9 protein-coding genes and 1 pseudogene are annotated in these 9,124 nt (G+C 37.9%); 4 read left to right on the forward strand and 6 right to left on the reverse strand.

Translation table 11 applies throughout. The features are described 5' to 3' along the window. From RLO81_RS15230 to RLO81_RS15240, 3 genes and pseudogenes are all read left to right on the forward strand, one after another. Positions 1–493 (forward strand): annotated as a pseudogene (locus RLO81_RS15230) (signal recognition particle protein); the annotation flags it as partial. Positions 494–740: 247 nt separating this feature from the next. Further along, the gene (locus RLO81_RS15235) at positions 741–1,076 is read left to right on the forward strand and encodes a hypothetical protein (protein WP_350113447.1); all 336 of its coding nucleotides are present in this window, start codon (positions 741–743) and stop codon (positions 1,074–1,076) included. 84 nt (positions 1,077–1,160) lie between these two features. After that, the gene (locus RLO81_RS15240; RefSeq protein ID WP_350113450.1) at positions 1,161–2,006 is read left to right on the forward strand and encodes an HAEPLYID family protein; all 846 of its coding nucleotides are present in this window, start codon (positions 1,161–1,163) and stop codon (positions 2,004–2,006) included. A 63-nt stretch (positions 2,007–2,069) separates the two neighbouring features. Here RLO81_RS15240 and RLO81_RS15245 read toward each other — a convergent pair whose 3' ends face one another. Beyond that, positions 2,070–3,047 carry a pyruvate dehydrogenase complex E1 component subunit beta gene (locus tag RLO81_RS15245; protein ID WP_350113453.1) on the reverse strand — a complete coding sequence of 326 codons (978 nt, stop codon included), beginning with the start codon at positions 3,045–3,047 and terminating at the stop codon, positions 2,070–2,072. A 134-nt stretch (positions 3,048–3,181) separates the two neighbouring features. Continuing rightward, positions 3,182–4,948 carry a TPR end-of-group domain-containing protein gene (locus tag RLO81_RS15250; protein ID WP_350113456.1) on the reverse strand — a complete coding sequence of 589 codons (1,767 nt, stop codon included), beginning with the start codon at positions 4,946–4,948 and terminating at the stop codon, positions 3,182–3,184. A 221-nt stretch (positions 4,949–5,169) separates the two neighbouring features. On the opposite strand from RLO81_RS15250, the gene RLO81_RS15255 reads away from it, so the two are divergent. Further along, complete coding sequence (locus RLO81_RS15255) at positions 5,170–5,388, forward strand: PspC domain-containing protein (RefSeq protein ID WP_205720527.1); 219 nt, start codon at positions 5,170–5,172, stop codon at positions 5,386–5,388. Here the strand turns inward: RLO81_RS15255 and RLO81_RS15260 are convergent. The 4 genes from RLO81_RS15260 to RLO81_RS15275 all read right to left on the reverse strand — a co-directional run. After that, positions 5,372–6,427: a glycosyltransferase family 2 protein gene (locus RLO81_RS15260; RefSeq protein ID WP_350113460.1), complete on the reverse strand. Its 1,056-nt coding sequence runs from the start codon at positions 6,425–6,427 to the stop codon at positions 5,372–5,374. The two genes, RLO81_RS15255 and RLO81_RS15260, sit on opposite strands and share 17 nt — an antisense overlap. Then, a complete protein-coding gene (locus RLO81_RS15265; protein WP_350113463.1) occupies positions 6,399–6,737 on the reverse strand; it encodes a YbaB/EbfC family nucleoid-associated protein in 339 nt (112 codons plus the stop codon). The genes RLO81_RS15260 and RLO81_RS15265 overlap by 29 nt, the downstream gene beginning before the upstream one ends. Before the next feature lie 70 nt (positions 6,738–6,807). Further along, positions 6,808–8,715, reverse strand: coding sequence for a T9SS type B sorting domain-containing protein (locus RLO81_RS15270; protein ID WP_350113466.1), 1,908 nt, complete (start codon positions 8,713–8,715; stop codon positions 6,808–6,810). 4 nt (positions 8,716–8,719) lie between these two features. Next, positions 8,720–9,124, reverse strand: a 405-nt coding sequence (locus RLO81_RS15275) for an aromatic amino acid lyase (protein WP_350113469.1), incomplete at its 5' end; no start/stop codon positions are given.

The following is a 9,124-nucleotide window of genomic DNA, read 5'->3' on the forward strand; positions in this document are numbered from 1 at the left end:
TGATAAGTTCCACCCCGACAGGATGGCCAATAGAATCCTGGGCATGGGTGACGTGGTTTCGTTAGTTGAGAAAGCACAGCAGAACTTTGATGAAGAAGAAGCAAGAAGGCTTAACAAGAAAATAAGAAAAAATCAGTTTGATTTCGATGATTTCTTATCTCAGCTGGAGCAAATAAAGAAAATGGGTAATATCAAAGACTTAATGGGTATGATCCCAGGAATGGGTAAAGCCTTGAAAGATATTGATGTTGATGATGACTCATTTAAACCGATAGAAGCAATAATCCGCTCAATGACAACGGAAGAGCGTGCAACACCGGATATTATCAATGGCAGCCGAAGAGCAAGAATTGCTAAAGGTAGTGGTACATCCGTTCAGCAAGTAAACAATCTCATCAAACAGTTTGGCGATATGCGCAAAATGATGAAAACCATGAATAAAATGGGTGGCGGTAAAAGAGGATTGGCTGCTTTGAATCCTTTTGGGAGGTAGAATAATTAAATATCAATAAAAAAGAAATGGCTATCTTACCTAGTCGAAGTATAGAGCAGTACTATTTGCGTTCCCTAAGTAAAAGCTAGAAGTTTGTTGTTTAGTTTCGTCTTGATCAGTATTAAGTTTAATACCACTGCAATGTGTGATTAATACAAGCATAATATAACAGATAGAATAACGTTGACATTGCATCGTGATATCTCAACTAAGAAATAGCTTACACACCAAAATCCTTTGGGGATTAATGGGATTTTACCTACTGAATATCAGTGTTGATACCACAGACCCTAAACCTGATCATATTCCGGAAGACCTGACTATTAACGATCAAGAAAGTATTGTTGAAATTATTGTGGAGCAACTTTTGGGATATGAAGATGCTATAAAAGAATATGATGACAACGATGCTGAAGACCACAATAAAAAATCCAACATCAAAATAGACTTAACAAATCGGCATATAGCTGATTGCCTGTGTAATCAATTGTTTGCTGAGGTAAAAACCAAAACATTTTTCGACTTTACTAGTGATCTGCCAAACGGCTTTCAGCAGCTGGATACCCCGCCACCCAAAATGTGATTTGTTTTTGAACTTATCTAATTCTTATCCCAAAGATGCGGATAGGAAATATCAAATTGTTTAAAAATCAAATCATAAATCAAAATGAAAAAATTATTAGCGCTAATAATCGTATTAGCTGCATCAATAAATTCAATTGCTCAGGTATCTAATTTTGAAAAGGACAGTATATACATACAACAAGTGGAAGATCATACAGAACCTGATAAGGTTTTACATGCAGAACCACTTTATATTGACTTAATACGTGATTTAGGTGCACGAAAAGGAGAGAAAGAATGGAACCTGGGTTTAGGTTTAACTGATAATTTAAAGTTTGACTCATACGAAGCCTTGATAGAATACGAATGGGCACCTATTGATAGATTGGGACTGGAAGTGGAGCTGCCATTTACGTTTTATTCGGCAGTAAATGGAACGGAAAAAGACTCTGTTCCATCTAATCAATTAAACAGTATTAAAATAGCAGCTCAATGGTCATTCTTTGTGAATGAACCTATGGCCACTTCAATGGCAATTGGTTATATCAATGAGTTTGAATTATCGGATTTTAAAAATTTTTGGAATCCCTTTATTAAGGGTAATGTTTATAATCCATTCTTAGTAGTTGCCAAACGTTGGGGGAATAATTTTCATTCGTTGATTTACACTGGGCCAATGATTGAGCAAAATTTCAAAACCAATAAATTCCATACAACTTATGACATCAACACTAGTTTTCATTATATGATAACAGGCACACGAAATTTCATTGGAGTTGAGTTTAATAAAACTTTTGATAATACTGATTTTGATATGACCATTAGGCCTCAAATGCGTTTAGGAATTGCAGACAACCTGTTAATTGGAATTGTGGCTGGAATTCCGGTAAGCCGCGAAAATCAAAGACTTAGTTCTTTTGTAAGATTAATATGGGAACCGAACCACTAGCATAAATAATTAAAGGCAACTCATTTGAGTTGCCTTTAATTATTATTTCTTTTTCGTGTAAAACTATCGATACAACACCGAATTAATCGCCTCCATTGTACGCTTCACATTTGGAAGAATGGCGTCAATAAGAGTAGGAGCATAAGGTAATGGAACATCCATACTGTTTACTCTGTGTACAGGTGCATCTAAATAGTCAAATGCATATTTCTGTATGTGGTACGTAATCTCAGAGCTAATAGCTGCTAATGGCCATGCTTCTTCTACTACCACAATTCTATTTGTTTTCTTTACAGACTCAACCACTGTTTCGTAGTCTATAGGTCTTACAGAACGAAGGTCTATAACTTCTACTGATATATCTTCTTTGGCCGCTTCTTCAGCCGCTTCCATGGCCACCTTCATCATCTTACCGAAAGAAACTAAGGTAACATCAGTTCCTTCTCTTTTAACATCAGCTACACCAATAGGAATTAAGTATTCGCCTTCAGGTACTTCCCCTTTGTCGCCATACATTAATTCAGATTCCATGAAAATAACAGGATCATCATCTCTAATAGATGATTTTAAAAGGCCTTTGGCATCATAAGGGTTAGAAGGTACTACTACCTTTAAACCCGGAGTATTGGCATACCAGTTTTCAAAGTTTTGTGAATGCTGTGAGCTCAACATTCCTGCATTACCAGTGGGTCCTCTGAATACCATGGGTATGTTAAACTGTCCGCCAGACATAGACATCATCTTCGCAGCTGCATTAATTACCTGATCTATAGCAACAAGAGAGAAGTTAAAGGTCATGAATTCCACGATTGGTCTGAGTCCGTTCATAGCAGCACCTACTCCAATACCCGCAAAGCCAAGCTCAGCAATAGGCGTATCAATTACTCTATCAGGACCAAACTCATCCAGCATTCCCTGACTAACCTTATATGCACCATTATATTCAGCAACCTCTTCACCCATTAAAAAGACTTTTTCGTCTCTTCTCATTTCTTCGCTCATGGCTTCACCGAGTGCTTCTCTAAACTGGATTTCTCTCATTATTTTCTGTTTAATAATTGGAGCGTAAAAATAGCATTAGGGACTTTAACAAACAAAATTAGAATCACCTAAAATAGGGTAATAAAAAAAGCCTCTCCATTTGGAGAGGCTTTCTGTATATATTCAATTGAATTTTATTTCAACGCATTTCTGAATGCTTCGTTTGTAGCATACTTAGCAAACTCTAAATCTTGTAAAGCATCTTCTTTTAAAGAAGGAGTAGCTTTTACAGCATTAGTTAGGTTCTCGATAACGCCAGCATCTTGTCCTAATCTAGCGCTCGCAATTGCAGCACCGTAGTAAGCAAGACCCATGTTGCTATCCTTTTCAGCAGCTTCTTTGAAAGAAGTTAATGCACTTTGATAGTCTTTGTTTAATACCTGAGCAAGACCTTTGTTGAAAAGGTTAGTAGCAGTATTTTCAGCTTTAGATGCTGCACTTACAGCTCCTGGGTATTTAGCAATCATAATGTGAACTGAAGCGCTAACACCTGCCACTCCTTCAGCTTTTTCACCAGATAATCCGCTAGCTTTTGCAAGGTGATCCGCAGCTTTGTAAGCATTTCCTTTCATTAAAGCCACAGAAGCCAAGTTTGCATGTACTTCGGCTGTTGCATTTTTATTAGCAGCAATTTCCAACTGAGCCTGAGCTTTGTCAGCATTACCTGCCATATCACCTTCAAGTGCCAAAGCAACGTAAGTTGCGCCTAAGTTGTTGTGAGCATTCCAGCTTCCTGACTTTTTAGTAGCAGCCATGTAGATCGCTTCTTTTTCTTTTAGGGAAGGAGTTAATGTAGCAGAGTACATTAATTCTTCTTCAGAAAGAGTATCTGCAGGAGCAGATCCGTCAGCTACCATTTTAGCTAGTACTGAAATTTCAGCATCTGTTTTCTTTTCTTTTACTGTTAAGATTTCAGTCTTAGCAGTTCTCAACTTAGGGTAAAGCTCTCTAAGCACTTTGTTGTAAGTAGAAAGTTTGTGCAACTGATCTTCTTTTTCTTCGAAAGAACCAGCACCATTTACTATATCCAAGTAAGCTGATTTCTCTTCTGAAGAAATACCATCATAAAGAGCTAATGAATCTTTGAATGCTTTCCAGTCCATCACTACATCTTTAGCGATGAAGTTTATAGAGTCAGCCATGCCTTTGTAGTCATACTTTCTCATTTGCTTCTGGTAGTAGCTCTGAATCGCAGCAGCTCTATCTTTAGCTAATGCGCTGTTGATTCTTTCTGCACCTTCAGGAGAGTGGGTACCGGTAATAGTTACTGTTCTAGTAACGTTTTTAGCCGCGATGAAAGCATCTAATTTTTTACCTCTGTCACTTCTTTGCTCTGAATATTTCAAAACTGATCTTCCTTGATCGAAATAGAAGTTAACTTTAGTAGGAACTAATTCTTCTTTATTGTTATATCCATGATCTGCAAAAGTTGGGTAGTATACAGACTGAACAAGCTTTGATGTAGTGATTACACCTGGAGCGACAGACAGTCTTGCAGATTCTTTTGATTTACCATTTTTAGGATCTGATGCAACACCCTGAACCTCTAAATTACCACTCTTCATAGCAGGAGAGTAGGACATTGTGTAGTTCTTAGAAGTTTTCGGTTGCTGAGAGTCAGCATTCGGATAATCTTCCGCTTTAAATTGAATTGGCTCTAAAGTCTCTTCTTTATCACCATACTTGTAGAAAGTGTTTAACGTGTAAACTTTGCCTTTTTTAAGCATTTTAACTGGCAGGTTAGCTGACATTTCAAATGAAACTGAGTCAGCGTGTACCTCTAGTGGATTCGGAGTAACCGTAAGATTTTGATCCTCGGCTAACTTCACCATCTGATTCAGGGCACAACCCGACATGGTTAGTACACCAAAAAATGCTACTGCGTAGAATAAATTTCTCATTGGATTCTGTTTTTAGTCTTGGTTGAAATTTGGACGTAAAATTATTAATTATATATCAATAGCTGCAATTATAGCTAAAAAAAATAAGAATTAACTCCGTGAAAAATGATAATATGGCTTATATATTTGTGAAGCCACATATTTGTCGATAAGTCACATTATTAAAAGGTTCAATTACTTATTGGGTTACTTTTCGTATTTTTACTTAATTAACTGTCGCTATGAAAAAAATTCAGGATTTTTTTGAGAAGTATGCCTTTGGAGTTTGTACTCGTCTAGGTGAAAAATTAGGACTTGCTACTTCCAGTATTCGCATGTTTTTTATCTATGCGTCTTTTCTCACTTTCGGATCTCCTGTGCTTATTTACCTTGCGCTCGCCTATATTATGAATATTAGAAAGCACTTGAGACGAAGAAACAACTCTATCTGGTATTACTAGAATCCGGTGTGAGTTCTCTGTATTTTTTTCGTTGCTTAATAAAATATTCCAGAACTACGGACTTTCTATAAATTGGTGCGTATTCTCCTCCAACCACACGCTGATTTATCCTTTTACGTTTTTTATAGTTACTTGGCAAATCCAGCAGAAAGTGATAATGCGCTTTTAATACTGCTAAACCATCACTGAAGGAGTCGAAAAGCATAAACTTAATGCAGGCAACAATATCCAACATTAGTCTTATAGGAAGCTTGATCCAGAGTTCCCATCGCAAATAGTTCTTATAAAGCAACGCCAGGCCATTTCTAAAATTTAAATACGTTTTTCTGGGGTTAGACTTATGTAATGTTCCTCCTCCTACATGGTACACTGCGCTATGACCATTATACATTACTTTGAGGCCCGCATTATTTAAGCGCCAGCATAGATCAATTTCTTCCATGTGCGCAAAAAAATCTTCGTCTAAAGGCCCGTGCTGCTTAAAGTGTTTGGCTCTTACAAACATGCAAGCACCTGTAGCCCAGAAAATACGATGTACATCATCATACTGTCCTTCATCTTTTTCTAATGATAGAAACAATCTACCTCTGCAGAATGGATAGCCAAGTGTATCAATAAATCCACCGCCTGCACCCGCATATTCGAATGAATCCTTTTCATGATAGCTTAATATTTTAGGCTGGGCTGCTGCAATGGTTTCGTCAGCATCCATCATGGTAATGATGGGTTGTAGCCAGTTGGGGGTTACTTCAACATCTGAGTTTAAAAGCACATAATATTCTGCCTCAATTTGCTTTAAACCCTCATTGTACCCCTGACTATACCCTCCATTGCTATCAAGCAAAATGGCGTTAACAGCTGGAAACTGTGCTAAGAGAACTTCAACAGAGTCATCAGTCGACTTGTTATCTATTACATAGATGGTTGCTTCTGGCGAATTTTCAATAACTGAAGGAAGAAATTTCTTTAAAAAGCCACTTCCATTAAAATTAAGTATTGCAATGGCTATTTTATCCATTGAACATTCCGCCCAGGTCAAGACCAGGAATGTTCGGAATCATTCCTTCGGTACTTTTCTTCATTTCTTCTTTTGCAAGCACTTCAACCTCAGCATTAGCCTTGTTAATGGCGGCAACTATCAGGTCTTGAAGCATTTCTTTATCTTCCGGCTTAAGTAATGTATCATCAAAAGACAGATCGATCACTTCTTTCTTGCCATTCACGGTAGCAGTTACCATTCCTCCACCGGCTTCTCCCGAAGCTTTGATATTTACCAGATTGTCTTGGGCTTCTTTTATTTTGGCTTGTACCTCTTTCATTTTGCCCATCATCTTCATCATATCAAACATATCTCTTCTGTTTTGTTGGGCAGCAAATTTACCCGACTTTGCGGGAAATAACGTTTACTCAGGAAAAAAATTACCTTCTTAAAAGCAGGAACGACCCACTTCGCTCAATCTCTTGTCCTGCCAGGTCAGTAGCTTTTAGATTGAAGACATATGTACCTTCGTGTTGTGGAGAGGAATTGTAGGTGCCGTCCCAACCATTATCAGGGTTGTTGGTGGTAAAAATCATTTCACCCCAGCGGTTGAAAATCTGAAGCTGATAATCAATAATAAACTGGCCTTTCACGGAAAAGGTCTCGTTGGTTCCATTTCCATCTGGTGTAAAAGCAGTGGGATAATAAATATTGTTCAGTTTAATAATTGTAATAATGTTTGAAACTGCAGGAGACAGATTAGAATTTCTGGGAATAGCCGTCACCTGATAATTAATAACCTGTTCATTTGGGTTGGCATCTGTTTCGATAAAATCAGATGTGTTGCTATTAAATGTGCCAGCAGGAGCCAGATTATAAAATTTATTAATTTGATAAAAATCTACACTATCGGCAAAACCATTATAATCATTCCAATCCAGTGTTATGGTGTTATCAGGAGCTATGGAGCCGGATAAGAATATTGAACAAAATTCCTTCGATTGATTGCTATTTCCGCATTCATCTTCTGAAACTATGATGTAGCAAGAAGATGCTTCAACTCCAACATTTCTACTATCCAAATAACTTGCTTCGTCAACATTATCAATCGATGAATTTGATGACCTTACTTGGTAATTACCAATAGCTTGTGTTGCAGGCCCCCATGCTAGTTGTATTCCAGCATCTGTTACTGAAATTGACATATCTGTGACAGAATCTGGTGGCAAAGTGCTTTGTGCAATGCCACAAACTTCATTAGAAATGGAAGTCCCTCCATTAAAATCTGCTTCTATGAAATAGCAATATTCAATGTTACAATTAAGGTTAGCATCATCAGCTAGTCTCGCTTGAGGAGATAATTGTAGGTATGGGTTGGTTGTGCTGCTACCACTATCGTCTATTACTTTTCTTGCAATACTAAATGTGCTAGTTGGGTCTGAAGTATCCCATAACAATGAATTAAAACCATCATTTACTAACAGCGAAAGATTGATACTGCAGATTGAGTTTGAATAAGTAACAGCACTTGTGCAAGGGTCGAAAGCACCAATTCGAAAACAATAGAAGTTGTTGTCCAAATCGAGGTTGTCGATAATCTCTTCTGTTGAAGTAGGTTCAATGGCTTTTATAAAGTTAAAGTTGCCAGTGCCGTTTACCTGTACTTCTAATCGATAAAATATATTATCCGAAAGTGATAAGCTGAGTTGTGCCTGTGAATTGTTAAGAACGGATAGCCTTGTGATTGTAGGGGCCGGAAGGCTTGTTAAAGGAGTGAAGCTGGTAGATGCAGATGCACAATTATCCAGCGCATTATTGTCAATACCTTGCACTGTGATTGTTCTTGTATTTGTATTGGCATACGTATGTTCCTGATCTGCCGTATTTATAGGAATGGTTACATCTGTTCCATCACCCCATGAAATGGTATAATTGTCGTATTGAGTATCAGTGATGTCTACGCGTACTGTGTTGCCACCACAGGCATACACTTCAAATTCGGGAGCAGTTTTATCAGTAACTACAATGTCTATGAAATCTGATGGAGCTGGGTTAGGATAGATAATTTCGAGTCTATAATTGCCCGGCTCTGTGTAGGTATTTTCAAATTGATCAGCTCCTTCATCGCTGCCATCTCCATACAGAAAATCACACGACTCCCCGCCTGTACAAGTACTTGGCGCAGAACTGTTGATGCATATATTAACTTGAAGTGGAGCACAACCTTTTATTTGACTTACGGTAAATGTGCCACTATTACTTGTATACGGAAACGTACATTGAGCTATTAGGCCTTTACTGAAAAAGGTGAATAGAAAGAATAAAATATAATGAGAATGTACTCTCAATATTTTAAGGGTTCGTGTCAAATAAAAACTGTTTGGCCGCTTCAATATCGGTATGCATTAATCTGTCTTCCTCTATAAACGTCACCTTTTTACGGAAATTGCTAACCAATTTTTCTAATGGCTTCGAGCTTTTTAATGGCCTCCTAAATGCAAGTGCCTGGCTGGCCGTGATTAATTCAATGGCCAATATCGCATATAAGTTTTGAATAACCTTGTATGATTTTGTGGCAGCATTGGCTCCCATACTCACATGATCCTCCTGTCCGTTCGAAGAAACAATAGAATCAGCCGAAGCCGGTGTGCAGTATTGTTTGTTCTGGCTCACCAATGATGCGGCAGTGTATTGCGGAATCATCAGGCCAGAATTAATGCCTGGGTTAGCAACGAGATAGTTTGGTAAATCCCTGCT

The sequence above is a fragment of the Fulvivirga sp. genome (assembly GCF_040220315.1).
GTDB lineage: Bacteria > Bacteroidota > Bacteroidia > Cytophagales > Cyclobacteriaceae > Fulvivirga.

Coding starts and splice junctions, on each gene's coding strand:
- RLO81_RS15235 (WP_350113447.1), top strand. CDS start 741: ATGGGATTTTACCTACTGAATATCAGTGTTGATACCACAGACCCTAAA.
- RLO81_RS15240 (WP_350113450.1), top strand. CDS start 1,161: ATGAAAAAATTATTAGCGCTAATAATCGTATTAGCTGCATCAATAAAT.
- RLO81_RS15245 (WP_350113453.1), bottom strand. CDS start 3,047: ATGAGAGAAATCCAGTTTAGAGAAGCACTCGGTGAAGCCATGAGCGAA.
- RLO81_RS15250 (WP_350113456.1), bottom strand. CDS start 4,948: ATGAGAAATTTATTCTACGCAGTAGCATTTTTTGGTGTACTAACCATG.
- RLO81_RS15255 (WP_205720527.1), top strand. CDS start 5,170: ATGAAAAAAATTCAGGATTTTTTTGAGAAGTATGCCTTTGGAGTTTGT.
- RLO81_RS15265 (WP_350113463.1), bottom strand. CDS start 6,737: ATGTTTGATATGATGAAGATGATGGGCAAAATGAAAGAGGTACAAGCC.